Consider the following 24932-nt stretch of genomic DNA (forward strand, 5'->3'; position numbering starts at 1 on the left):
GGCTGCCCAGGACTCGTCGCCGGATGTCGCGAATGCCTATGTCGGCAAGCCTGGACGGGTATAGCCTTGCAGGGGCTGGAACCACGGGAGTGAAGCATGGCCAACGACGATGACAAAGATGGCAAAGGGTGGGCGCAATATTCTTCGCCGCCTTGCTTCATGCACGAACTCGATCCGGAATTTCGCGCGCCATTGACCGACTGGACCGATGTGCGCCGTTGGCGCAAGGCCGAGCGCGAGCGTCTGATCGCGGCACGGTTGGCGGTTTCGGCCGATGCGCGGGTGGCGATGTCGCGGGCTATCACCGAAGGCCTCGACGCGGCAATCGGCGACATTGCCGGCCGCATGGTCAGCCTCTACTGGCCGTTTCGCGGCGAGCCGGACCTGCGGTCGTGGATGGCGTCGATCAACCAGCGCGGCGGCCGCACGGCACTGCCCATCGTGATCGAGAAAGGCCAGCCGCTGATCTTCCGCGCTTATGTGCCTGGCGACCGGCTGGAAAAAGGCGTCTGGAACATCCCTATCCCCGCCGAAGGCGACCCGGTGCTGCCCGACATCGTCATCTCGCCGATCGTCGGCATCGACCCGCGAAACTACCGCCTGGGCTATGGCGGCGGCTTCTTCGACCGCACGCTGGCTGCCATGCCGTTCAAGCCATTGGTCATCGGCGTCGGCTACGAACTGCAGCGCATAGCCACCATCTACCCGCAGCCGCACGATATTCCGATGGATAGGCTGGTGACCGAGGCTGCTCAGGGCTAGGCCAGTTCCGGCTTCATGCCCATCGCCGTGCGATCGACGATCTCGCGCAGGGCAAACGACGAATTGATCTTGGTCACGTGCGGCATCGCCGACAGCCACTCCTTGTGGATGCGCTCATAGTCGACCAGATCCTTGGCGGCGATGCGCAGGATATAGTCGTATTCGCCCGACATCAGGTGGCAGGACAGCACATTGGGGCAGCGCTTGATCGCCGCCTCGAAATCCGACAGCGTCTTTTCGAATTGTCCCGACAGCGATATGTGCACGATCGCCGTCATCTGGTGGCCGAGCGCTGCATTCGAAAGCCGGGCGTGATAGCCGCGGATGGTGCCGGATTTCTCCAGATTGTCGAGCCGGCGCGAACAGGCCGACTGCGACAGGCCGACCCTTTCGGCGAGCGCCGCATTGGGTATGCGGCCATCCTTCTGCAGTGCCTCGAGAATGGCGATATCGATCCTGTCGAGCGGCATTGCTCGTGATTCCTGCGAAACTTCCTTGATTTCGCGCAACGATTATCGAAACGCGTGACCCCGCGCAAGCGCATTCGCAAACACCTGCGCAACGATTCGTGGTTCACTCGCTTGATACAGGGAACGAGCCCGAAGGGCCGGATCAGGAGAAGACTATGCGCGTCGGCTGCCCCAAGGAAATCAAGAACCACGAATACCGAGTCGGCCTGACGCCGGGCTCCGTCCGCGAATATGTCGCGCATGGCCATGAAGTGCTGGTCGAAAGCGGCGCCGGCGCCGGCATCGGCGCCGATGACAATGCCTACCGCGCCGCCGGCGCCACCATCGCCAGGACCGCCGCCGACGTGTTCGCCAAGTCGGACATGATCGTCAAGGTCAAGGAGCCGCAGCCCAACGAATGGGCGCAGCTGCGCGACGGTCAGATCCTCTACACCTATCTGCACCTGGCCCCCGATCCGGAGCAGACCAAGGGCCTGCTCGCGTCCGGCGTCACCGCAATCGCCTATGAGACCGTAACCGACGACCGCGGCGGCCTGCCGCTCTTGGCGCCGATGTCGGAAGTTGCCGGCCGCCTGTCGATCCAGGCCGGCGCGACCGCGCTGCAGAAGGCCAATGGTGGCCGCGGCGTGCTGCTCGGCGGCGTGCCCGGCGTACTGCCCGGCAAGGTCGCCGTGCTCGGCGGCGGCGTCGTCGGCCTGCATGCCGCCCGCATGGGGGTCGGCCTCGGCGCCGACGTCACCATCATCGACCGCTCGATCCCGCGCCTGCGCCAGCTGGACGACCTCTTTACAGGCCGCGTCCACACCCGCTACTCCACAGTCGAGGCGCTTGAGGAAGAATGCTTCTCGGCCGACATCGTCGTCGGCGCCGTGCTCATCCCGGGTGCTGCTGCACCCAAGCTGGTGACCCGCGAAATGCTGTCGGGCATGAAGAAAGGCTCGGTGCTGGTCGACGTCGCTATCGACCAGGGCGGCTGTTTCGAGACCTCGCACGCCACTACCCATGCCGAGCCGACCTATGAGGTCGACGGCGTGATCCACTACTGCGTCGCCAACATGCCGGGCGCCGTGCCGGTGACCTCGGCGCACGCGCTCAACAACGCGACGCTGCATTATGGCCTGCAGCTGGCCGACAAGGGCCTGAAGGCACTGGTCGACGACCACCATTTGCGCAACGGTCTCAATGTCCACAGGGGCAAGATCACCAATCGCGCCGTCGCCGAAGCACTCGGCTACGAGCTGGTCGAACCGAAAGTGGTTCTGGCTGCCTGACCAGACCTAAATCCTGATCTCACCTAAATTGGGAAGACTTGCTCCCGTCAGCCCGCCGGCTCATCCCGGTGGGTTTTTTCTTGCGGGCAAAACGCCGGCAACAAAAAAGCGGAGCCAAAGCCCCGCTTCCTCGATATCGAGATCCCCGCCGGTTCATCCGCGGTCGGCAATCCATCGACACTCACCTTTTAACGTATGAATGCGACGGCAGTACGACAGTTCGCCGCCAGTCGGCGCGCCACCGTGTGCCGGCGATAGTCGCGGGCGCTGTGTGAAGCGTTTCACATCAGCCATCCGAAAAACCTGCACAGACAGGGGTGCCAACTTGACGGATCGAGCCGTCACACGGTTCCCAACTGCCCGCCAGACCACCGGCGGGCATCTTTTTGTCAGAAACGCTCGATGCGGCACTGATAACAATTGTTGCGCGCCGAGCGGACGTGGACATAGGCGATGTTAGCGCGCTCAAACAGCGTCTCTGCCCGCGCCGCAATGCCGCCAGTCGGAATGACGCCGCCGCTGCCATAGACGATGCGGTCATCCGCACCATAGCCGCGCACGATATAATCGCTGCTCTCAAGCATCTCTGGAAGCGCTTCCGTCTCGGCTGCGCGTTCGCATTCCTGCGCATGCAGGAAGATCGGGCCTGTCTCGGCGTAAGGCTGCAACGCCGGAAACGGCCGATAGGCCACGATCAGATAGCCATCGCCTTCGGCGACGTTTCTCAGGCAATGCCGGCACGGCACCCCGTCGCCATCTGAAACCTTCCGCTCCGGCGTTTGCCCGTAAGCGTCCGGCCCGCCGCGCTGCAGCGCTCTCACATCTTCTGTCGGCAAGGCTTTGAACTGGACGGTCATGGCTAAATCTCCGGTGTGGTTGACCGGAAATTATGCCCCCGCCGAGGTGCTTCCCACCCGATTCCTGTCAACTGTCAGCAGCCCGGCCAGTCTCAGGCCGGACTGCTTCGGCATTGGGCAGGTCCCGCGCCGGCTCATCGGATGAAATCGTCGAAGCGGCGCAGCGTCACCCGGCGGCTGCGCCAGTTCTCGTCCTGGGTCCGCACGAGCAGGAATTCCTCGCCGTGAACGGTCGGTTCGGCCTTCAGTCGGAGAAAGTCACGGCCGCATGACGCTGGCCGAGCGCTCGGCGAACGACAGCGGATGCACGGTCTCCTTCTTTTGCGCCACCGGCGCAAAACCGAGCTTCTGGTAGAGCGGCAAGGCAGCCGGATGGTCGAGCGTGCAGGTCTGCACCGTTACCCGTTTCGGCCCATACGACCATGCTGCGGCGATCGCCGCACCGAGGAACCAACGGCCGATGCCTTGCCCGGTCGCATGTTCCATCATGCCGAAATAAGCGAGTTCGACTTCCTCTGGCAAATGCGGCTTGAGGTCGAAGAACCCGGCCGGCGCGCCGTCGAGATAAAGCACCCTGATGTCGCGGTCCTCGCGGTGGATGCCGGCGGCAAGCTCGTCATCGTCCAGCCTCAGCACATTGACCCAGTGCCATTTGCGTCCGACCCGATCCATCAGATAGCGGTAGAAATGCAGCGGAATGTCCTTGGTCCTGAGCAGCGCGATCTGCCTGTTGTAGGGCAACGGCGGCGAATAGGCCGGCGGCACATGCATTTCCAGAAACGTGACCGTAACCTCGATGTCGTCCAGCGCGCCATTTTCCATCGCCATCATTCCTTGCCCGTCACCACAGGCGTGTCTGCCAGCCCGCCCCATTCCGTCCATGAGCCGTCATAGAGCCGGTTGTCGGTGTGACCGAGCGTCTCCAGCGCCAGAGTGACGACTGCCGCCGTTATGCCGGAACCGCAAGAGGTGACGACCGGTTTCGACAGATCGATACCGGCACCCTCAACGGCCTTGCGCAACTGGTCCTTCGACAACAGCGCGCCATTCTGTGACAGCGCCGAATAAGGCAAATTGTGCGCGCCGGGCATGTGGCCGGAGCGAACGCCGGCGCGAGGCTCAGGCTCGGTGCCGGTGAAACGGCCGGCGCCACGGGCGTCGGCAATCTGGCTTTCTTTCGTTTGGACGATGCGACGCATGTCGGCTAGGCTGGCGACGCGGGCGGCGTCGAAATCTGCGTGGAACACGTTTGGCGCGATCTTGGTCGGCTCCGCCGTCACCGGCCGGCCGGCCGCCTTCCAGCGGTCGAAGCCGCCATCCAGCACGTAGACCTGGAACACGCCCATGACACGGAACATCCACCAGGCGCGCGGCGCCGAGAAGAAGCCCGGACCGTCATAGACGACGATGGTGTCGTCGGCCGAAATACCCATGGCGCCGACATATTGCGCGTAATGCTGCGGCGAAGGCAGCGTGTGCGGCAGCTTGGCATCTGGGTCCGAGGCCGCATCCTGGTCGAAGAAGCGCGCACCCGGAATATGCGCTGCCTCATACTCGGCGCGCGCATCGCGGTTCTGCGCCGGCAGATACCAGGATGCATCGACGATCGTCAGGCCGGGCTCGCCAAGACGGCTCTGCAACCAGTCCGCATCGACTGTGAAAGGGCTGTCATCGGCCATCGTTGTTCTCCTGCCTTGTTGGCCGACTACTATATTTTGGCGGCCATTCGGTTCCGGATCCTGTTTGGCCCGACAATCTGAATGCGCAGCGAGCGCACGACGTAGTCAGCCGCAGCAGTGTGTTGATTCTGATTGTTTTCGTGTTTCGTCGCGAGTACGGAGTGATGGTTATGATCTGGGATGGGCGGGGTCAATAAAATCTCGACATGAGCAATCTCTTGTTTTCCCGAACTCCGAGCAATCCGGCTTCGCTCGGGCTTGTTTGCAATTTTCTTGCACACTATCCGCCTTTCGATGGTTACGAATTCGGCTTGATGGTGAAGACGCTACGCTATCAAATGGATCAGCAGACACATATGATCGGCTCGATCGACGACGTTATCGTGGCCTACGTTGGATGGATCCAGACCAGTCGCGAGATAGCGGAGGCATGGGCGAAGAATGGCGGTCCGCTCAATCCTTTTCCCGGCGGCGACGCTACCGCCGTCACGGTGCTGGCGACGCGGTCTTCGTCCCATATCCTGCCACTTATCAAGAACGCCAAGCTCATAAACCTTGGCAAGTCGGTGTTCTGGAAACGCGACTTCATTGACAACCGCGGCTCGGTCAAGCGTGCCGTCCGCAAGCGCGACATCTGATGAGTTCGGCCAAGCCTGCCGAGGCACTGACGCAAGAAATACTTATCCGGCTGGATGACCGGTATGCCGCGATGTTCGTGCGCATCTGGCGGCCAGCCGGCACGCCTCACGCCACAGTTTTCTGCCTTCACGGCTTCACCGGCAATGGTGCCGATTTTAACTACCTCGCCACATTCTTGTGCCGCAATGGTTTCCTGGTTGTCTGCCCAGACCTGTTGGGGCGCGGGCGTAGCGCCTATCTGGGCTCCGGCTACGACATCAACGTCTATTCCAAGTGCCTGCGCGCGCTTGGCGAGTTCGCCGGCACGGAGAACCACTTCATCGGCACTTCGTGGGGCGGCACGATCTTGCTGTTGTTTCTGCACATGACTCGCTCCAAGGCCACGAAAATCGTTCTCAACGACGTTCCAATGCTCGGCGGGCCTAAGGTCGACGCTATGAGAGACGACGTCATGAAGGAAAGTGCGCTTAAATTTGAGAGCCGTGCGGCTGCCAAGGACTATCTGGCCACCACCAGATCCCTCATGGGGCCGGTCGAGGACGCAGTGTTCAATCGCTATGTGGAGAACCGGATCGCAGCCGGTCCCGAGGGCTTCCGGCTCGCCTATGACCCCGCAACGACGGGAAATTTTGGCGCACTGACCGGCCGCCAATACGATCTTTTCCCAATCGCTGCCAAGATCGACGCCCGCGTTCTGTTGATGTACGGCCGCGACAGCCAATTCCTCGACCGGCAGGCCATCGAGCGCACACGGCTCGCACGGCCTGATCTGTGGCTTGTCGACAACATCGATGCTGGCGATCCGCCATCGCTGATGACGCTGGACCAGGCTCTGCTCATCCTGGGGTTCCTGTCTGCGGCCTAAATCTGGCGTGTGATTGTGGGTTGGTTCCGGATATGCATTTCGACGATTTGTACAGTGAATACATCTCGGCGACCTATGATCGCCAAAGCTCAAGCGAAAATCCCGCCAAGATCCTGATTTGCACCACTCCGCGAACGGCCGGGCATTCCTATTGCCAAACCTTGCAACAGTTCGGCTTGGGAATCCCAACCGAGTATTTTCAGTGGCAGTATGCCTTGCCGCTGATGATACGCTGGTCGGCCGACAACACAATTGATCTTGAAAAACTCAACGAGCGGGCAATGGCCTATGGTCGCCAGCTCCTGGCGAAAAGGACTGAGAACGGTGTGTTCGCCGCCAAGATCTTTTTTGAAAACCTGCCATTCGCACGCAATTCAATCGGCAATGACGACGGCAACTCGTTCTATGTCTTCCTCTCAAGAAGAAACAAGGTGGATCAAACCATAAGCCTGCTTTCGATGCTCCATACTGGCCAGCCGTTCGACAGTCGGGAGACGCTGCCTGGAATCCCCAAGGTGACAATTTTGACCGAGAGGGTTGCCAGGGATACCGCCCAACATATTTTCGACAGCGAAATCAGGTGGAAAAATTACCTGAACACCCTTGATCAGAGCAGAGTGGCTGAGGTCTGCTACGAGGACTTCATCGCCAACCAGCAGGAAAACGTTTCCGCCACGATGAGCAACTGGTTCCCAGGTTTCGAGTTGAAATCAAAAGCCGTATCGACGGGTGCGCGCTATGCGCATGATACCGAACTCAAGGCGATGATCAAAAGGCAATTTGGGGACTATGTCGCTCGCTTTTGGCAGGACCATGCCTGACCCTGCGTTTCATCGACGCGAAACACTGACGGAGGCACCCTGCGCCGGGCGCAGTGCCAGCGCATAGTCGAACCGGATGACATCGTCGGCCCGGCTAAAAGCAAACTGGCGCACAATGGCAAGGACTGCCTCCCGAACTTCCAGCCGGCCGAGACGTGCGCCACCGCACATGCGCGGTCCGGTGAGGAAAGGAATGAAGGCCCTCCGATCAAAGCTGTTGTCGAGGAACTCCTTCCGGCTGGCATCGAAGACACGCGGGTTTGACCAGAAAGCCGGGTTCTGGTGCACGCCGACGATCGACACCATGATCAATTGCCCGGCGTAGAGACGCCGACCTTCGAGAACCGTATCGGCACCGACTTCCCGGGTCAGGAACGGAATCGGAGGGAAAAAGCGCATCGTTTCGTTGATCATGCAATCGGTATACGGCGTCTGCGCATCGCCCGAGAGAACCTCGGCATGGATACGGTCTTGCACCTGCTGGTTTGCCCCCAGTCTATCGATCACCCAAAGTGCGGTCGTCACCGATGTCTCGACGCCTGCGAAGAAGTTCATGACAAACTCCTCCACCGGCGAGAAGCCTTCGATATCTGTGGCTTCGCTTCTAAAGCGGTCCATCTCCGCAGCGGCGCGGGGATCCGCCATCAGCAGCGATGCGAAATCGGCGACCACCGCGCGAGCGTCCTGGATAGCGTTCCCACGTTCGGCGGTCGTCGGCGTCACCCAGGAATAATATTGGAGACGCCTCAGAACGTCGCGGACCCTGTCGAGCAGCAACAGCGTCGCCGCCATATCGGGAACAAGGCCGAACGCCCTGTAAAATATGGTCATCGACGCGGCGAACAACGCTTGCTGGATGGCTGGTAGCGTGGCGTCGCTACTGGACAGACAGGTGGCGAAGATTTCCGCAACGGGATGCTGCTGCGCCGGCTTGGCGGCCGCCAAATAGACGTCCTGGGTGATGGTACGCCGGACCGACCAATCCTGATCGTTCGTGTTGAAACGGCTGAAACCGAGCGCCGAGATCAGGGAGAAGTTCTTCCGAAAGAGCTCCGGCGCCTTGACGATTGTGTCGACGGCTTCCGGATTGTCAAAGACAACCATGTTGCCGAAGTCGCTGGGCCGACCACTCGTTTCCGCCTGCCCGCCATGAGCAAAAAGCGCATAGACGAGGTTGTTGAGAACGCTTTCGATTTGTATCCGGTCGTCCATCGATGCCCCCCGCGCAGCCGTAGACACCAGGCGGCCAGCGCCGACATCTCGACCAGAAACTCCTACGCTATCACATTCGATTCGCAGAGATAAAAGGGGTTCTGTGGCAAACGCGTAACACTGCCCGATAAATGATTATGGCAGCTATGACGAAAGGTGCCGCTGCGGTAGTGTGCGAGTGGGCTAATATCAATTCAGATCGATTCCAGGCGGGGAAAAATGCGAAATCAGGTTTCAAGTAAGCTTCTTGCTACGGTTGCAGCGTCTGCCGCTTCGGTGACATCAGTTGGTGTGGTCGCGGCTCATGCCGCCGATGCACAGGTAACCGATCCTGCAGTGGTCGATTCCCGCATCAAGATTGCCTTCGAAGGCGCGGTCTATCAATCCAACGTCGACAAGCTTGGCGATACCAGCGACAAGCTCGGCAGTGGCAATGATTTCGGCGATCTCTACGGATCAGTGGCGCTCACCAAAGCGATTTCTTCGGATGTGGACTGGAGGCTCGCTGGTACTTTTCACGCCGGCCAGGACAACGACTTTAGTCTGAATGTCCCGCAAAGTGGCGGCGTCATCGGCCTGTCGTTCGGCAACAGCTACAATTTCCAAACGCTCGACTTCGATATCGGCAAGCATGTCGAGGCGCAGGGCGCCGACATCCGATTCTTCGGCGGTCTGCGCTTGCTGCACTCCAAGGAGAAGCTGAATTTCAATGTGAGCGCCACTCCCAATGATCCGGCCGACAAGGGCGGCAACGCTGACAAGCTTGGCTCATCCGAGTTCTACGGCATCGGTCCGCGCCTCGGCGCCGAAGTCTACTATCCGCTGGGTGAGACGTGGGGTCTTACCGGTGCGGTTTCGGGCTCGGCTATGTGGGGCCGACGGACGGACAAGTTTAGCCTCCACGAACATGAGAGCGATCCAAGCGATCCTACTCCTGATCCAGATATCAACGTCAGCGAAAGCCAGCATTCCAACAAGGTTGTTACCAGCATAGACCTTTCCGGTGGCGTGACTTTCAAACCGTGGGAAAATACCACGTTCACCGCAGGCTATCGGGTCGAACAGTGGCACAATCTGCTTGAGATGGCGGACAAGAGCACCCAGACATTCAACGGCCCGTTCCTGCGCCTCGAAGTCAAGATGTAGGCCGGCGGTTCGAGCCTCCCAGCTCGGACTACTGCTTCGAATGGATTGCAATTGACGGAACAGGAAGTGGCGTTTGAATCTAGGGTTGCCGTCAATGGCAACGTCAAACTGCACTACACAGCGGCGGGCTCAGGCCCGCCGATTGTGTTTCTGCATGGCATTCCGGATCACGGAATGGGCTGGCGCCGGCAGATGCAAGCGCTCTGCGACCGATATCGGGTGATCGCGCCGGACCTGAGGGGCTTCGGACAAAGCGATGGACCACAAGGCCATGGCAACTATGCGCTGACCCACCTGGTCAACGACGTGCTGGCTGTTCTTGCAGCGGAAAAGCTGACCCAGGCCGCTATTGTCGGCCATGACTGGGGTGGCATCATCGCATGGTGGCTGGCCATACGCGTGCCGCAGGTCGTGCGCCATCTCATCCTGCTGTCGGCACCGCACCCCCGCAACTATCTGCGTGCGGTCGCCGATCCGGCCAATGCCGAGATCATCGGATATGTACGTGGCTTCCAGGTCCCGGGCGCCACCCAGATGCTGGACATCGACAAACTCGCCACCTGGGTCGCCGATCCGCAGGACAGGCAGGCCCTGACAGATTCGCTCAGGCGATCCGATCCGGAAGCGATGCTGGGCTACTACAGGGCCAACATACCGCTTGGCAGGGTGCCGGATCTGGGCCAGCTGCCTTTGGTCAAGGCGCCGACCCTTGTGCTGTTTGGCTCCGACGATCCCTATGTGCCGTCAAGCGCTTTTGACGGGACCTTCCGAGAAGTCGACAACGTTACCGCCGTGATTGCTTTGCCCGGGGCTGGCCACTTCATCCACCATCAAGCAGCCAAGTTTGTCACCGACCAGATCGAAGCATGGGTTGAGCGATCACCGTCCAGTTTCCGACACCTTGGTTAAGCCAAGGTGTCTCAGACCGGCTGAGCAATATAGAGGCCACGTGCTATTTGACCCTAATTCACCGGCAGCGGTCCGAAGCGAATGCGAAAACGCCGGTTTTCGCGGCCCTTCTTCTCGATCTTGCCGATATGGATTTCACCGACTTCGCCGGTGCTTTTGACATGGGTGCCGCCGCAGGGCTGGCTGTCGATCGGAGCGTTGTCGCCGATGCAGACCAGGCGGATCTTGCCGGTGCCGGCGGGCGGCCGGACATTCTTGGATTTCACCAGGCCAGGATTGGCTGCCAGTTCCTCGTCGGTGATCAGCCTGACGAAGATCGGATGATCGGCTCGCACCAGCTCCATCAGCCCGGCGGTGACGTCTTCCCTGGTGAAGCGGGCATCGGGAGCGTCGAAGTCGACGCGGCTGTCATCTTCGGAAACCGCAGCACCGGTAATCGGAAACGGACAGACTACGGTGAGCAAATGGCAAGCTGCGTGCATGCGCATCAGGAGATGCCGCCGCTCCCAGCCGATGGCGAGTTTCACCTGCTCGCCGACCTCGGGTGCCGGTTGCTCCGGCGCTGGCACATGGATGATCTCGTCCTTGGTCTCGCCGGTGATGGTGGCGGCAATGGCGATGCGGCTGCCGTCGGCGCGCTCTAATGTGCCGGTATCGCCAGGCTGGCCGCCCGATGTGGCATAGAAGATGGTCCGGTCGAGAATGATGCCGCCGCGCTCGTTGATGGCGACAACGGTGGCGTCAGCCGCTCTGAGATAGGCGTCGTCGCGAAACAGCGCTTCTGTTCTGTGCGCCATCAGGCGACCTTCTCATACGGCACCGGAATTGTGCTGCGCTCATCCATCCAGCCCGGCACCGGCAGGTTCTTCTCGCGCAGGAATTCCGGGTTGAACAGCTTCGACTGGTAGCGCGTGCCATAGTCGGCAAGGATGGTCACGATGGTGTGGCCGGGGCCAAGCTCGCGCGCCAGCCGTATCGCGCCGGCAATGTTGATGCCGGTCGAACCGCCGACGCACAGGCCTTCTTCCTGGATCAGGTCGAAGACGATCGGCAGCGCTTCCTCGTCCGGCACCTGGAACGAGAAGTCCGGCGTGAACCCATCGAGATTTGCCGTGATGCGCCCCTGCCCTATCCCTTCGGTGATCGAGCTGCCGTCGGACTTCAATTCGCCACTGGTGTAGAAGGAATAGAGCGCCGCACCCAGCGGATCGGCGAGCGCGATCTTGACGTTGCTGCTCCTGGCCTTCAGCCCGAAGGCGACGCCGGCCAGCGTTCCGCCCGAACCCACCGCCGAGACGAAACCGTCGACCTTGCCGCCGGTCTGCGTCCAGATTTCTTCCGCCGTGGTGCGGATATGGCCGTCGCGATTGGCAACGTTGTCGAACTGGTTGGCCCAGATCGCGCCGTTCGGCTCCGACCTCGCCATCTGCTCGGCCAACCGCCCCGACAGTTTCACGTAATTGTTGGGGTTCTTGTAAGGCACCGCCGGCACTTCGATCAGCTCGGCGCCAAGCAGCTTGATCGTGTCCTTCTTTTCCTGGCTCTGGGTGTCGGGAATGACGATCACTGTGCGATAGCCCAGCGCCTTGGCGACCAGCGTCAGGCCGATGCCGGTATTGCCTGCCGTGCCCTCGACGATGACGCCGCCCGGCTTCAACAGCCCGCGTTGTTCGGCGTCGCGGATTATGAACAGGCCGGCGCGATCCTTGACCGACTGGCCGGGGTTCATGAACTCGGCCTTGCCCAGGATCTCGCAGCCGGTCTGCTCCGAGGCCTTGTTGAGGCGGATCAGGGGCGTGTTGCCGATCGCTTCGATCACAGAACGGGGCATCCGGGATTCCTTATGTAGCTGCGGCGAGACCCTAGAAACCCGAAGCGTGCGTTTCAAGGCAAGAATTCGCCTGGTCCAGTCGCATTTCGGGCACTGCAATCTCCCGCGGCCGGACAACGCGCGATGACGATCATTTCAACCAGTACGGAAAAGCGCTCTTTTCATTCGATTTTTTCACCGCTAGAGCACTAATGACAGATCGGCAGGGCGCAGAATGACACTTTACCGGGCCAACCCGAAGCACGGCGTCGCCTGGATAACCGGCGGCAGCAGCGGCATCGGCCGTGCGCTGGCCAAGGACCTCGCGGCAAAGGGCTTTGTCGTCGCGGTCACCGCACTCGACGGCGACCCACTCGACGCGCTCATCGTCGAGACGGCGCAGATGCCGGGACGTGTCGTGGCCTACCCTTGCGACGTCATCGATGAGCCGCGCATGGCAAGCACGGTGGCGGCGATTGAAAAGGAGCTCGGGCCGATCGTGCTCGCCGTCTTCAACGCCGGCAACTACATCGCCACGCCCGGCGAAGACCTCAGGGTCCGCGACTTTCGCCAGACCTTCGAGGTCAACTATTTCGGTATCATCAATGGCCTCGTCCCGCTCATGGAGCGCATGCGCATCCGTGCGCGCGGCCATATCGTGCTTGTCGGATCGGTTACCGCCTATTTCGGCTGGCCGACCACGGCGGCCTATGGCGGCTCGAAGGCGGCGATCAACATCTTGGCCGAGTCGCTGAAATACGATTTCGACAAGATGAATGTCCGGATCCAAGTGATGAATCCGGGCTTCATCGACACCCCGCTGACGGAAAAGAACATGCTGCCGATGCCGGGGCTGATGCCGGTCAACCGCGCCTCGCGCCGCCTGCTGCGCGGCATCGAGCATGGCGGCTTCGAGGTTACCTTCCCTCACCGGCTGAGCTGGGGGCTGAAGCTGCTGGCACTGCTGCCAAGGCCAGTCTGCCGGTGGTTCATCAGCACGGCGACCCGCTGGACAGGGCGGCCGCTGAATTTCGACCGCAAGCCGCCGAACGAATAGCTGTCCACAGCCCGGCTGTTGCCTGACTGCACCGGCCGCCATAGCTTTAGAATTGTCGTAGAGTCTGAGATGGGGCGGCGGATCGTGCTTGCGGTGCTGGGCGTCGTCATCATCCTTGTCCTGGCCTTCCTGCTTGGTCCGCGCGTTCCCGTCGACACAACCATCAGATTCGACCCCAAGGTGATCGGCGACGATCCGCAAGCGTATATTGCGCGCGAAGAGGCTGCCGTGCCCAACGTCCGCGACGGGCTCGAGAAAGAAATCATCTGGGCCGATCCGATGGTTCACGCCAGGACGCCATTGGCGATCGTCTATATCCATGGCTTTTCGGCATCGAAGGGCGAGGTTCGCCCGCTGGCCGACGAGGTCGCCGACCAACTCGACGCCAACCTTTTCTACACCCGCCTCACCGGTCATGGGCAGGACGGCGCCGCTATGGCGCAAGGCAGCGTCAATGCCTGGATCAACGACTATGAGGAGGCGCTCGCCATCGGCCGGGCCATCGGCGACAAGGTGATCGTCATCGGCACCTCGACCGGCGGCTCGCTGGCGGCATGGGCGGCGATTGAGCCGGGTGCATCGGACGGCGTCGCTGCAATCGCATTCATCTCGCCGAATTTCGGCGTCAGGGCTTCAGGCGCCGAGCTGCTGACCCTGCCCTGGGGCAGGCAGATCGCCGAGTTCGTCGGCGGCAAGGAACGCAGCTTTCCGACCCGCAACGCGCTGCACGAGAAACTCTGGACGCACATATATCCAATGGCGGCCGTGCTGCCGATGGCGGCGCTGACCAACCTTGCCTACGGAGCGCCTGTGGAGAAGGCAACCATACCGGCGCTGTTCATCTTCTCGGATTCCGACAAGGTGGTGCGCCAGGATCGCACCCGCCAAATCGCCGGCCGCTGGGGCGCACCGCATGAACTGGTGCCCGTCGACGACAATGGCGATCCCGACGACCACGTCATTGCCGGCGACGCGCTGTCGCCCTCGACCACGGCATTCCTGGCGCAGCGGATCGTCGTGTGGGTTCAGGCAATTACCGGGCAGCCCTAAACGAAAAAGGACGGCCGAAGCATTGCCCCGGCCGTCCTCATATTCAATCGTCAGCAATCAAGCCAGGCTCGACGAGCCTGACCGGTTCGTCTGATCAGGCAGCCCGCGCCGCGGGCCGCTTGCCGCCGAAGCGGCGCTTGTTGTTGCCCTTGAAGGCCTTGGCGCCTTCCGGCTTGCGCTCGCTTGCACCCGCAAAGGCCGGCTTGTCACCAAAACGCTTCTTGGCGAAGCCGTTGTTCTGGCCACCGGGCCGCCTGCCGTCGCGACGGCCATTGCGGTCGTTGCGATCATTGGCGGGCTCGAAGCGCTCGTTCTTTTCGGCCGGATTGCGCACCGGATCCGGGCTGCCGAGATGGTCGGCAACGATCGGCAGCTTGCTGCGGATGATGCGCTCGACCTGACGCAGCTTGCTGTTTTCGGAAGGATCGCAAAGCGTGATGGCGATGCCGTCCATGCCGTTACGGCCGGTACGGCCGATGCGGTGGACATAGCTTTCGGCCTCATCCGGCAGGTCGAAATTCACCACATGGCTGATGCCGGGAACGTCGATGCCGCGCGCCGCGATGTCGGTCGCCACGAGAATGCGCACCGAGCCCTCGCGGAAATCGTTGAGCGCCTTCTGGCGGGCGTTCTGCGACTTGTTGCCGTGGATGACGGCGGCCTTGAAGCCGTCGCGTTCGAGGTCCTTGGTCACCCGGTCGGCGCCATGTTTGGTGCGCGAAAAGATGATGACGGACTTCATCGCTTCGTCGGCGAGCATCGTCGACAGCACCTGGCGCTTCTGCTTGGTGCGGGCAAAGACAACGCCCTGTACGATTTCGGCAGCAGCGGTGCTCTGCGGCGCGACTTCGACGCGGATCGGGTTCTTCAACAGGCCCTTCGCCAGTTCGGCGATTTCATTGGGCATGGTGGCCGAGAACAGCACCGTCTGACGGTCGGGCGCGGTCGCCTTGGCGATCCGCTTGACGTCGTTGATGAAGCCCATGTCGAGCATGCGGTCACCCTCGTCGAGCACCAGCCATTTGGTGTCGGAGAGAATGAGGTCGCCCTCGCGCACCAGGTCGGTCAGGCGGCCGGGCGTGGCGATCAGGATGTCGACGCCGGGCGCAACCTTCTTCACCTGGCTGAAGCGCGAGACGCCGCCAAGCACGAGAGCGGTCGAGACATGCGCGCCCTTGGCGAGGATCTTGATGGTGTCCTCGATCTGGACGGCGAGTTCGCGCGTCGGCGCCAGGATCAGCGCACGAGTGGTCTTGGCTCGGCGCTTGGTGCCGAGCGCGATGATCTTCGACAGGATCGGCAGCGCGAAGGCAGCGGTCTTGCCCGAGCCGGTCTGGGCGATGCCGAAGATATCACGGCCTTCCATCTGCGGCGGGATTGCCTGCGTCTGGATCGGCTTCGGCTCGGTGAAGCCGGCGCCATGCGTCGCCTTGAGCAGCGCGCCCGTGATCCCAAGAGCTGCGAAACCGGTGAGGTCCGCAGTGTTGCCGGTCGAGATTGCGTTACCGGCTGAGGTGTTTTCGTTGGTCAAAATAGTCTTCTTTCACGCGGTCTTGGCCGCAAACATCGATGGCGGCAGGGCGCAACCTGCCGTCGAAAAATTTGATATGAAACGACAAGGCGGGCGGACGGAAACGTCCACTCGGCTGCGCTGTCGTGCCCGCAGGCGTCATGCCACGGGGCTCTTTCGCCACTTCGTGATGTATCGGAAAGAGGGGCCGATATACCGGAAAGAGGGAAAACAGACGCAACCAGTCTCATTTGTCGAGAAGGCCGGAATCTCCGGCCCAAGCGCCTATGGGCTGCATATGGCTGAGTTCGCTCCGGAATGCAAGGGGCCACATGTTGCAGCGCAATAATCGAGGCCGAAAGCGGCGCTTGCACACGCCTGCAGGCATCATTACCACAAATGCAGCTTCCATTTCTGGAGACCGAGCGATGAAGGACGTGCTGAAGGAACTCGAGCGCCGCCGCGAGATCGCCCGCATGGGTGGCGGCCAGACCCGCATCGACGCCCAGCACAAGAAGGGCAAGCTGACGGCGCGCGAACGTATCGAGGTCTTTCTCGACGAAGGCTCGTTCGAGGAGTTCGACATGTATGTCGAGCATCGCTCGACCGATTTCGGCATGGAGAAGACCAAGATCGCCGGCGATGGTGTCGTCACCGGCTGGGGCACCGTCAATGGCCGTCCGGTCTATCTGTTCGCCAAGGACTTTACCGTCTTCGGCGGCTCGCTGTCGGAGGCTCACGCCGAAAAGGTCATCAAGGTGCAGGAGATGGCGCTACGCAACCGCGCGCCGATCATCGGCATCTACGACGCCGGCGGCGCCCGCATCCAGGAAGGCGTGGCGGCGCTTGGCGGCTATGCCGAGATCTTTCAGCGCAACGTGCTGGCCTCCGGCGTCATACCGCAGATTTCCGTGATCATGGGGCCGTGCGCCGGCGGCGACGTCTATTCGCCTGCGATGACCGACTTCATCTTCATGGTGCGCGACACCTCTTATATGTTCGTCACCGGGCCGGATGTGGTGAAGACCGTAACCAACGAGACGGTGACGGCCGAGAGCCTTGGCGGCGCGTCCGTCCACACGACCAAATCCTCGATCGCCGATGGCGCCTACGACAATGACGTCGAGGCGCTGTTGCAGATGCGCCGGCTGGTCGATCTGCTGCCGGCGTCCAACACGTCGGAGCTTCCTGAGATCGAGTGCTACCAGTCGGTCACCGACCACGATCTGTCGCTCGACCGGCTGATCCCGGACAACGCCAACAAGCCCTATGATATCAAGGAGTTGATCCTCAAAGTTGCCGACGAAGGCGACTTCTTCGAAATCCAGCAGAACTTCGCCAAGAACATCGTCACCGGGTTTGGCCGCGTCGAGGGCCGTACCGTCGGCTTCGTCGCCAACCAGCCGATGGTGCTGGCCGGCGTGCTCGATTCCGACGCCAGCCGCAAGGCGGCGCGCTTCGTGCGCTTCTGCGACTGTTTTTCCATTCCCATCGTCACCTTCGTCGACGTGCCGGGCTTCCTGCCCGGCACCGCGCAGGAATATGGCGGCCTGATCAAGCATGGCGCGAAACTCCTGTTTGCCTACGCCGAGGCGACCGTGCCGAAAATCACCGTCATCACCCGCAAAGCCTATGGCGGCGCCTATGACGTGATGGCCTCAAAGCACCTGCGTGGCGACATGAACTATGCCTGGCCGACGGCGCAGATCGCGGTGATGGGGGCGAGAGGCGCGGTCGAGATCATCTACCGCAAGGATATCGGCGACGCCGAAAAGATCGCAGCTCACACAAAGGCTTACGAAGACCGCTTCCTGTCGCCCTTCGTCGCCGCCGAACGCGGCTATGTCGACGAGGTGATCATGCCGCATTCGACCCGCCGCCGCATTGCCCGGGCACTGCGCATGCTGCGCAACAAGGACATGCAGAACCCTTGGAAGAAGCACGACAACATCCCGTTGTAATACATCCAATGTCGCGACTGATCATCAGCGCCGGTCGGCGGTTTGGCAGGTTCACGATCCTGTTTTTCGTTGTTCCTGCCCTCGTCATCTTCTGCGTCTGGATGTCCCTGCTCGACAACCATCCGATCTGGTTTATCGCCAGCGGCTTTGTCGCCATGCCGATCGCCACCACGGCCTTGGCATTTCTGTTCGGCACATTGTTTGCGGGCTTCCGATGCAGCAAGATCAAAGGCGTCAGTGAAGCAGAAGCGCCCGGCCTGTGGGCGCTGTGGCGGAGCGTCGCCGGACCGCGCCGTGCTGCGCGCACGGTTGTCATACTAGAGGGCAACCTGAACGCCAGCGTGCGCGAAGAGCGCACGCTTCTCGGCCTTCTCGGCAATCGGCTGTTTCTAACCATTGGCATCCCTCTCCTCGCAGTGACCAATGAAAGAGCGCTTGCCGCGATCCTTGCCCATGAGGACGCGCATGTGCGCAACAAGGATACCAATGGCAGCCTCAATCTCGCTGAGTTCGAAAACGGTTTCGGATTTGTCTTCGAGTATGCCCCGCCCGGAACCACGATCACAGGCAGCCTGCTCCACGCCGCTATCGGCTGGCTGTCGCAATCGTTCGAGCGGGAAGAAATCCGGCTTTCGCGCGAAGCGGAGATCAAGGCAGATCGAGACGCGGCATCCTCCGGCGACGCCGAGCACGCCGCACGGGCGCTGTTGCTTCTTGCCACGGCAGACGTGCATTTCACGGAGACGGTCTATGACCCTTTGCAGCATGAATTGCGAGGTGCTTTGCGTCCGCCGCGACCGCCGCTCGAGCGCATGCTGGAAGCTGCCGGCCAGCTGCGAGAACCCATTTGCCTCAATGTTTGCGCCCGCAAGGCGTGGGCAAGCCCGGATGACGCAAAGTCCACCCATCCATCATGGGCTCAACGGCTGGCGGCGCTTGGCTACACGGAGCCGCCCGACCTGGACCCGATCGCCGTGACCGCGCTCTCGACGCTGCTGAACTCGAGCGTAGCACAGCGCCATATTTCGGAATTTGACACCAAATGGACTGCGCGGATGGAAGACTATCTGCAGCGCTGAACTGGTGGTCGCCCAACTCCCAGGCTCACTCCTCTTCCGCCGCCCCGAACCCCGCATCCCTGGGGGCGCTGGTCGCGCTCGCCCAGGGCGTCGCGTGATTATCGATGCGCATCTGGAAGATGAAATAGGTCGGCGAGCAGTAGCCGATGCCTTTCACCTTGGCAGCACCCGGCGTGTCCGGCGGCAGCGACTGGCACATAAAGTCCTCGCGGCAGAAATGATCAGCCGAGCAGGCTGGACGGTTGCCGCGGTTGACCGCGCCGCCGAGGCACTGGTCGAAATTGTTGGTGGCGACGCAGGTGTCGAATTTCTTGCCGCCGACCATGCCGCAAATTTCCGATGGCATCGGCTTGCCCGTCTTGAAGGCGGCGAAGCTGCGGTCCTTGTCGTCGCAGGCGCGATAAGCGATGCCTGCCGGTACGCCGATTTTCGGTGGCCGGCAGGTGTAGGCGGTCCGCGAAAGGGTCGGCGCAAAAGCGGCGAACTGGCCGGTGATCTTGTAGCGGTCGTTGAACGGCTGAGACGGGTTGCTGGAGATCGACCCGGTCAGGCAGGGATGGCCCGAAAACATCTTTGGACTGTCCTTGGGCAACAGACATTGCGCCAGCGTGGTGCGCACGCCTGAGGCCGTCGCCAGCGGCGTGCAGACGGTGCCGCCACCGCATTGCCAAGTCGCGCCGAAGCGTTTTGCATCATCCGGCATCAGGCACGGCATCGCGATCTCGGCCGGGGCGTAGCCGACATCGCCGGCATCGGTCCATGTCGCCGGCGGCGCGAAGGACAGCGGCCGGTAGCGGTTCGGCTCCTTGCCTTCTTCCGTCGCGCGCAGCCAGGCCTCACGTCGCGGAATCTCGGCATGGAGATGCGGCGAGATGCCGACCTCGATCCGGTTGAGAGGCGACGTCGTTTTGTCGTCGAGGCCGATGAAGTGAAAGCCGGCCGTCGAGCCTGCCTGGTGGCAGCCCTGGCAGGCGCCATTGTCCAGCCGCTCGACCAGCGCCTCCGGTGTCCGCACCAGTTTCAGCGCCGCATAGTCCAGGCCGGCGAAATCCGCTGGCTGGAACAGCGGCGTGAACGGATGGTTGGCCCGTCTCGCGCTGCCGAAGGTCGACCACGAGATGATTTTCTTCGCCAGGAATTCGTCGGGGATTTCGTAGACGCCGAGATCGACGGCCGCGACATTGGCGCTGACGTAGTCGGCGAGCCTTTTCTTGAGTGCAGCATTGTCCGAGAGCCGCGCAACGTCAGGCGTATTCTCCAGCGGCTTCTCGCTGATGGCAGCGCCATCGATGCCGAAGATCCGCATCAGATAGGCCGCCTGCCCGCCGAACTCGGTCTCCTGGCCCGAGGGAAAGCGCACCACTTGCGCGTTGAGTTCGAGCTGTTTGAAAGTCAGTTCCTCCGGTGCCAGCGGCCCGCCGACCAGCCAGCCGGCATCGACGTTTTCGTCGATCTGCGGTGTCCAGCGCCCGGCAACGCCGACGCAGCCGCCATCGGCATCCGGCGCCACGCTGTAGACGGCGTTGAAATTGAATGGCAGCCGCGATGCCAGAACCTTGCCGTTCTTGCGGAAACTGTAGGCCAGGCGATAGACAAAGCGCACCTCGCCACAGCTCTTGTCACCTTGCAGCGCGGTGAAGTCACGCCGGTCCAGCCGGTTGACGACGCCGACCAGGCGGAAGCGCGCGGCCTCGGTCTTCAGCCAGCGCATATCCATGATGCGGCCGACATTGCCGTCGGTCACCTCGTAGAGCGTGCGCCCGCCGGCCTTTATCTCGGCCCGCAGCGTGGCAATATCGGTCGCCACCATGTCGACAACAGCACGATAGGCCGGCACCTCACTGTAGAGCGTCTTCAGATCGTCCGCGCCGTCGACGGCGAAAATGCCGGCGAAGCCAAACCCCTTGGCATCGAGGGCGGCGAGCACCGCCGGATCGTCGACGATGGTCACCGGCTGCTCAGCGCGCACGCCATGCGAGGCGAACAGCGCGATGATGGCTGCAATGGCGAGCGCGAAACGCTTCATCCGATCGGCACCTTCTGCCGTGCCTCGACAAGTTCACGCAGCACCGGCACCAGCGCCAGCGGCAGATCCTCGGCGATCAGACCCGGTCCGAAGCGGCTGCCGGCCTCGGCATGGATCCAGACCGCTGCGCAGGCGGCCTCGAATGCCTGCATGCCCTGCGCCAGCAGCGCGGCGACAATGCCCGCCAGCACGTCGCCGGAACCGGCGGTGGCGAGCCATGGTGCACCATTGGCGTTGATCACCGCGCGGCCGTCCGGCGCCGCGATGACGGTGTCGGCGCCCTTGTAGACCATGATGGCGTTGGCTCGTTCAGCGGCTGCGCGCGCCTTGGCGAGTTTCGACTGCTTCTTGTCCTTCGCGATGTCGGGAAAAAGTCTGGCGAATTCGCCTTCATGCGGCGTCAGCACCAATACCGGCGCCAACGGGAGCAGCGCGGCGTCGAACAGGGCCTGAGGCTGATGCGCCAATGACGTGATGGCGTCAGCATCCAAGACAATGGCAGGGCGCTGAATTCCGAATGAACTCGTCGACGTGCGGTTTAGGTCAGCGACCGTCGCGATCAATTGCAACGCGAAATCCCCCACTTTGGGTTTCGGCCCGAGCCCTGGTCCGAACACAAGTACTTCGGGGTGCCTCGCCGACAAAAATTCCTGCACTTCCTCCATCGAACCGGCCTCGCGCAGCATGATCGATGTCAGATGCGCGGCGTTTACCTGCATGGCATTTTCAGGCGAGAGCACGGTCACCGCCCCTGCCCCGGCTCTGGCTGCAGCCATCGCCGACAGCCGCGCCGCACCTGTCGCGCTCGGCCCGCCGGAAAAGACGCTGACGTGGCCGCGCTTATACTTATGTGTATCGACCGCCGTTTTCGGAAAACAGTATAGCCAGAAGTCAGGCGTGTTCTCGAACGTCTTGATCTTGAACTCATCGACGATCGCATCCGGAATGCCGATATCGGCGACGATGATCTCGCCGCAGAGGCTGCGCCCCGGCATCAGCAGATGGCCGGGCTTTTTCCGCACGAACGTCACCGTCACGTCGGCCTTGAAATAAGCGTTGCTCAAGCCGGTCTCGCCCGACACACCAGAAGGCAGATCGATTGACACCACAGGCACGCGCTCCGCCGCGGCCAATCCTGAGACGGCAGAGGCATGCAGGGATATCTTCTTCGACAATCCCGCACCATAGAGCGCGTCCACGACGACTTCACCCGGTTCCGGGTAGCAGTGTCCGATGTGCTCGACCGGCAGATTGCAGGCCTCGGAAGCTCGCGCCGCATCACTCCCGGGCTTCTGCTTGCCTTCGGCCCAGAGCGTCACATTCACACCAGCCTCGGCCAGCAACCGCGCTACAACATAGCCGTCGCCACCATTATTGCCGGGGCCGCACAGCACGTGCACGCGGCTTGCTGCGGGATAGCGTGCCAGGACCACAGCAGCGACCGCTTCGCCGGCGCGCTGCATCAGGCCATAGCCGTCGAGCGGACCGGCCGCGATCGCCAGCCGGTCGACCTCGCCCATCTCGGCCGGCGACAGGACTTCATTGCTCATGGATTGCCGATCCCGCATTTCGTTCAAGGCCGACCCTTTGTCCCTATCGAGCATTGTCCAGTTTCGGATTCGAAGCAAACGGCCAGGTGCTGCGTTGGCGTGCGGCCAATCCTTTCGCAGACTGGTGCCACGGATCCGCGCGGGCCTGCAAAATGCGCAATCTGCCTAATTATCGTGCAGACGCCCGAAGCGGCAATGTGTAGGCTTCGGGCAGATTTGCCGCAGCCGAAGCAGAGGATGACGCGAATGTGCATCCCGGCGCGGCGCGGCATTGGAATTGCGCGAAACCGCTTCGCGTGGGCTGAAATTGGCACGGTTCGTGCTTGATGGAGGCGCAAGCGGGGCGCACAACCCGTTTTTTGGCAGTGGAGGCCACTTTTTACATGAAAAAGATCGAAGCGATCATCAAGCCGTTCAAGCTAGACGAAGTGAAGGAAGCGCTTCAGGAGGCCGGTCTGCAAGGCATTACCGTGACCGAGGCCAAGGGCTTTGGCCGCCAGAAAGGCCATACCGAACTCTATCGCGGCGCCGAATATGTCGTCGACTTCCTGCCCAAGGTGAAGATCGAAGTCGTGCTGGGCGACGACGCCGTCGAAGGCGCCATCGAAGCCATCCGCAAGGCGGCGCAGACCGGCCGCATCGGCGACGGCAAGATCTTCGTCTCCAACATCGAGGAGGTCGTTCGCATCCGCACCGGCGAAACGGGGATGGACGCCGTCTGAGCTTTCTGATTTCAGATTAACGTCTCCTCGAAACGTCATCACACAGGGAAGAAACGACATGACGACAGCCAAAGACATCATGAAGCAGATCAAGGACAACGACGTGAAATTCGTCGACCTGCGCTTCACCGATCCGAAGGGCAAGCTGCAGCACGTGACGATGGATGTCATCGAGGTCGAGGAAGACATGTTCGCCGACGGCGTCATGTTCGACGGCTCCTCGATCGCCGGCTGGAAGGCGATCAACGAGTCCGACATGGTGCTGATGCCCGATGCGGACACCGTCCACATGGATCCGTTCTTCGCCCAGTCGACCATGGTCATCCTGTGCGACATTCTCGATCCGGTCTCCGGCGAATCCTACAACCGCGATCCGCGCGGCACTGCCAAGAAGGCCGAGGCCTACATGAAGGCCGAAGGCATCGGCGACACCATCTATGTCGGCCCCGAAGCCGAGTTCTTCGTCTTCGACGACGTCAAGTACAAGGCCGATCCCTACAACACCGGGTTCAAGCTGGACTCGACCGAACTTCCGTCCAATGACGACACCGACTACGAGACCGGCAATCTCGGCCACCGCCCGCGCGTCAAGGGCGGCTACTTCCCTGTGCCGCCGATCGACAGCGCGCAGGACATGCGCTCCGAAATGCTGACCGTGCTCGCCGAAATGGGCGTGCGCGTCGAAAAACACCATCACGAGGTTGCCGCTGCCCAGCACGAGCTCGGCATCAAGTTCGACACGCTGGTCCGCAACGCCGACAAGATGCTGATCTACAAATATGTCGTGCACCAGGTCGCCAACGCCTATGGCAAGACGGCCACCTTCATGCCGAAGCCGATTTTCGGCGACAACGGCTCGGGCATGCACGTCCACCAGTCGATCTGGAAGAACGGCAAGCCGACCTTCGCCGGCAATGAATATGCCGGCCTGTCGGAGTCGTGCCTGTTCTACATCGGCGGCATCATCAAGCACGCCAAGGCCATCAACGCCTTCACCAACCCGCTGACCAACTCCTACAAGCGCCTTGTGCCTGGCTATGAAGCCCCGGTGCTGCTCGCCTACTCCGCGCGCAACCGTTCGGCCTCCTGCCGCATTCCGTTCGGCTCGTCGCCGAAAGCCAAGCGCGTCGAGGTCCGCTTCCCCGATCCGGGCGCGAACCCCTACCTCGCTTTCGCCGCCATGCTGATGGCCGGCCTCGACGGCATCAAGAACAAGATCCACCCGGGACAGCCGATGGACAAGGATCTTTACGATCTGCCGCCGAAGGAACTGAAGAAGATTCCGACCGTCTGCGGTTCGCTGCGCGAAGCGCTGCAAAGCTTGGACAAGGACCGCGGCTTCCTGAAAGCCGGCGGCGTCTTCGACGACGACCAGATCGACAGCTATATCGAGCTCAAGATGGCCGAAGTGATGCGCTTCGAAATGACCCCGCATCCGGTCGAATACGACATGTACTATTCGGTCTGAACGATAAGCCTCAGCGACAAGGAAAAACCCCGGCGTCAGTTCAGACGCCGGTGTTTTTGTTTGACCAA

Annotated in this window: 23 protein-coding genes and 1 pseudogene; 13 read left to right on the forward strand and 11 right to left on the reverse strand. The window is 61.7% G+C overall.

The window, feature by feature from the left end; all coding sequences use genetic code 11:
• The first annotated feature begins 96 nt into the window (after window positions 1–96).
• Window positions 97–762 carry a 5-formyltetrahydrofolate cyclo-ligase gene (locus ACYG9Z_RS00470; protein WP_023752298.1) on the forward strand — a complete coding sequence of 222 codons (666 nt, stop codon included), beginning with the start codon at window positions 97–99 and terminating at the stop codon, window positions 760–762.
• On the opposite strand, the gene ACYG9Z_RS00475 is transcribed toward ACYG9Z_RS00470, so the two are convergent.
• Window positions 759–1232 (reverse strand): Lrp/AsnC family transcriptional regulator, encoded by a 474-nt coding sequence (locus ACYG9Z_RS00475; RefSeq protein WP_023668897.1) that lies wholly within the window; start codon window positions 1230–1232, stop codon window positions 759–761. The genes ACYG9Z_RS00470 and ACYG9Z_RS00475 overlap by 4 nt on opposite strands.
• Window positions 1233–1387: 155 nt before the next feature.
• Between ACYG9Z_RS00475 and ald the strand changes: the two genes are divergently transcribed.
• On the forward strand, window positions 1388–2503 hold the full coding sequence (gene ald, locus ACYG9Z_RS00480; protein WP_023752299.1) for an alanine dehydrogenase: 1116 nt from the start codon (window positions 1388–1390) through the stop codon (window positions 2501–2503).
• Between the two features lie 389 nt (window positions 2504–2892).
• On the opposite strand, the gene ACYG9Z_RS00485 is transcribed toward ald, so the two are convergent.
• The 4 genes and pseudogenes from ACYG9Z_RS00485 to sseA form a co-directional block, all read right to left on the reverse strand.
• Window positions 2893–3360: a DUF1203 domain-containing protein gene (locus ACYG9Z_RS00485; protein ID WP_023682573.1), complete on the reverse strand. Its 468-nt coding sequence runs from the start codon at window positions 3358–3360 to the stop codon at window positions 2893–2895.
• Between the two features lie 134 nt (window positions 3361–3494).
• Window positions 3495–3599 (reverse strand): annotated as a pseudogene (locus ACYG9Z_RS00490) (OmpA family protein); the annotation flags it as partial.
• Between the two features lie 19 nt (window positions 3600–3618).
• A complete protein-coding gene (locus tag ACYG9Z_RS00495; protein ID WP_023682574.1) occupies window positions 3619–4182 on the reverse strand; it encodes a GNAT family N-acetyltransferase in 564 nt (187 codons plus the stop codon).
• 5 nt (window positions 4183–4187) lie between these two features.
• On the reverse strand, window positions 4188–5039 hold the full coding sequence (sseA, locus tag ACYG9Z_RS00500; protein ID WP_023682575.1) for a 3-mercaptopyruvate sulfurtransferase: 852 nt from the start codon (window positions 5037–5039) through the stop codon (window positions 4188–4190).
• A 206-nt stretch (window positions 5040–5245) separates the two neighbouring features.
• Between sseA and ACYG9Z_RS00505 the strand changes: the two genes are divergently transcribed.
• From ACYG9Z_RS00505 to ACYG9Z_RS00515, 3 genes are read left to right on the forward strand one after another with little or no spacing between them, the layout of a single operon-like run.
• Window positions 5246–5677 (forward strand): hypothetical protein, encoded by a 432-nt coding sequence (locus tag ACYG9Z_RS00505; RefSeq protein ID WP_023752300.1) that lies wholly within the window; start codon window positions 5246–5248, stop codon window positions 5675–5677.
• Window positions 5677–6543 carry an alpha/beta hydrolase gene (locus ACYG9Z_RS00510; RefSeq protein ID WP_023682576.1) on the forward strand — a complete coding sequence of 289 codons (867 nt, stop codon included), beginning with the start codon at window positions 5677–5679 and terminating at the stop codon, window positions 6541–6543. Before ACYG9Z_RS00505 ends, ACYG9Z_RS00510 begins: the two co-directional genes overlap by 1 nt.
• Before the next feature lie 32 nt (window positions 6544–6575).
• On the forward strand, window positions 6576–7364 hold the full coding sequence (locus ACYG9Z_RS00515) for a Stf0 family sulfotransferase (protein ID WP_023682577.1): 789 nt from the start codon (window positions 6576–6578) through the stop codon (window positions 7362–7364).
• A gap of 9 nt (window positions 7365–7373) precedes the next feature.
• Here ACYG9Z_RS00515 and ACYG9Z_RS00520 read toward each other — a convergent pair whose 3' ends face one another.
• On the reverse strand, window positions 7374–8576 hold the full coding sequence (locus ACYG9Z_RS00520; protein ID WP_023714170.1) for a cytochrome P450: 1203 nt from the start codon (window positions 8574–8576) through the stop codon (window positions 7374–7376).
• Between the two features lie 219 nt (window positions 8577–8795).
• Between ACYG9Z_RS00520 and ACYG9Z_RS00525 the strand changes: the two genes are divergently transcribed.
• Both ACYG9Z_RS00525 and ACYG9Z_RS00530 read left to right on the forward strand, forming a co-directional pair.
• Window positions 8796–9722: an Lpg1974 family pore-forming outer membrane protein gene (locus tag ACYG9Z_RS00525; RefSeq protein ID WP_156931562.1), complete on the forward strand. Its 927-nt coding sequence runs from the start codon at window positions 8796–8798 to the stop codon at window positions 9720–9722.
• Window positions 9723–9773: 51 nt separating this feature from the next.
• Window positions 9774–10631 carry an alpha/beta fold hydrolase gene (locus tag ACYG9Z_RS00530; RefSeq protein WP_023682579.1) on the forward strand — a complete coding sequence of 286 codons (858 nt, stop codon included), beginning with the start codon at window positions 9774–9776 and terminating at the stop codon, window positions 10629–10631.
• Between the two features lie 53 nt (window positions 10632–10684).
• Here ACYG9Z_RS00530 and ACYG9Z_RS00535 read toward each other — a convergent pair whose 3' ends face one another.
• Both ACYG9Z_RS00535 and ACYG9Z_RS00540 read right to left on the reverse strand, forming a co-directional pair.
• Window positions 10685–11428 (reverse strand): alanyl-tRNA editing protein, encoded by a 744-nt coding sequence (locus ACYG9Z_RS00535; protein ID WP_023752301.1) that lies wholly within the window; start codon window positions 11426–11428, stop codon window positions 10685–10687.
• Window positions 11428–12462, reverse strand: a complete 1035-nt coding sequence (locus tag ACYG9Z_RS00540; RefSeq protein WP_023672785.1) for a cysteine synthase A — start codon at window positions 12460–12462, stop codon at window positions 11428–11430. The genes ACYG9Z_RS00535 and ACYG9Z_RS00540 overlap by 1 nt, the downstream gene beginning before the upstream one ends.
• Window positions 12463–12676: 214 nt before the next feature.
• On the opposite strand from ACYG9Z_RS00540, the gene ACYG9Z_RS00545 reads away from it, so the two are divergent.
• Together ACYG9Z_RS00545 and ACYG9Z_RS00550 are read left to right on the forward strand one after the other, a co-directional pair.
• The gene (locus ACYG9Z_RS00545; protein ID WP_023743035.1) at window positions 12677–13498 is read left to right on the forward strand and encodes an SDR family oxidoreductase; all 822 of its coding nucleotides are present in this window, start codon (window positions 12677–12679) and stop codon (window positions 13496–13498) included.
• Window positions 13499–13567: 69 nt separating this feature from the next.
• Window positions 13568–14548, forward strand: a complete 981-nt coding sequence (locus ACYG9Z_RS00550) for an alpha/beta hydrolase (protein WP_023743036.1) — start codon at window positions 13568–13570, stop codon at window positions 14546–14548.
• Between the two features lie 94 nt (window positions 14549–14642).
• Here ACYG9Z_RS00550 and ACYG9Z_RS00555 read toward each other — a convergent pair whose 3' ends face one another.
• Entirely contained in the window at window positions 14643–16079 is a 1437-nt protein-coding gene (locus tag ACYG9Z_RS00555; protein ID WP_031193338.1) for a DEAD/DEAH box helicase, read from the reverse strand.
• Window positions 16080–16486: 407 nt separating this feature from the next.
• On the opposite strand from ACYG9Z_RS00555, the gene ACYG9Z_RS00560 reads away from it, so the two are divergent.
• Window positions 16487–18019, forward strand: a complete 1533-nt coding sequence (locus tag ACYG9Z_RS00560; protein ID WP_023752303.1) for an acyl-CoA carboxylase subunit beta — start codon at window positions 16487–16489, stop codon at window positions 18017–18019.
• Window positions 18020–18027: 8 nt separating this feature from the next.
• Window positions 18028–19098: a M48 family metallopeptidase gene (locus ACYG9Z_RS00565; protein WP_023752304.1), complete on the forward strand. Its 1071-nt coding sequence runs from the start codon at window positions 18028–18030 to the stop codon at window positions 19096–19098.
• A gap of 25 nt (window positions 19099–19123) precedes the next feature.
• Here ACYG9Z_RS00565 and ACYG9Z_RS00570 read toward each other — a convergent pair whose 3' ends face one another.
• Both ACYG9Z_RS00570 and ACYG9Z_RS00575 read right to left on the reverse strand, forming a co-directional pair.
• Complete coding sequence (locus ACYG9Z_RS00570; protein WP_023752305.1) at window positions 19124–21124, reverse strand: hypothetical protein; 2001 nt, start codon at window positions 21122–21124, stop codon at window positions 19124–19126.
• Window positions 21121–22674, reverse strand: a complete 1554-nt coding sequence (locus ACYG9Z_RS00575) for a bifunctional ADP-dependent NAD(P)H-hydrate dehydratase/NAD(P)H-hydrate epimerase (protein ID WP_023743040.1) — start codon at window positions 22672–22674, stop codon at window positions 21121–21123. The genes ACYG9Z_RS00570 and ACYG9Z_RS00575 overlap by 4 nt, the downstream gene beginning before the upstream one ends.
• Before the next feature lie 383 nt (window positions 22675–23057).
• Here ACYG9Z_RS00575 and ACYG9Z_RS00580 point away from each other — a divergent pair, with 383 nt between their 5' ends.
• Both ACYG9Z_RS00580 and glnA read left to right on the forward strand, forming a co-directional pair.
• Window positions 23058–23396: a P-II family nitrogen regulator gene (locus ACYG9Z_RS00580; RefSeq protein WP_006205430.1), complete on the forward strand. Its 339-nt coding sequence runs from the start codon at window positions 23058–23060 to the stop codon at window positions 23394–23396.
• A 58-nt stretch (window positions 23397–23454) separates the two neighbouring features.
• Window positions 23455–24864 carry a type I glutamate--ammonia ligase gene (gene glnA / locus ACYG9Z_RS00585; RefSeq protein WP_023672775.1) on the forward strand — a complete coding sequence of 470 codons (1410 nt, stop codon included), beginning with the start codon at window positions 23455–23457 and terminating at the stop codon, window positions 24862–24864.
• Window positions 24865–24932 lie beyond the last annotated feature (68 nt).

It is taken from the genome of Mesorhizobium sp. RSR380A, assembly GCF_054719385.1.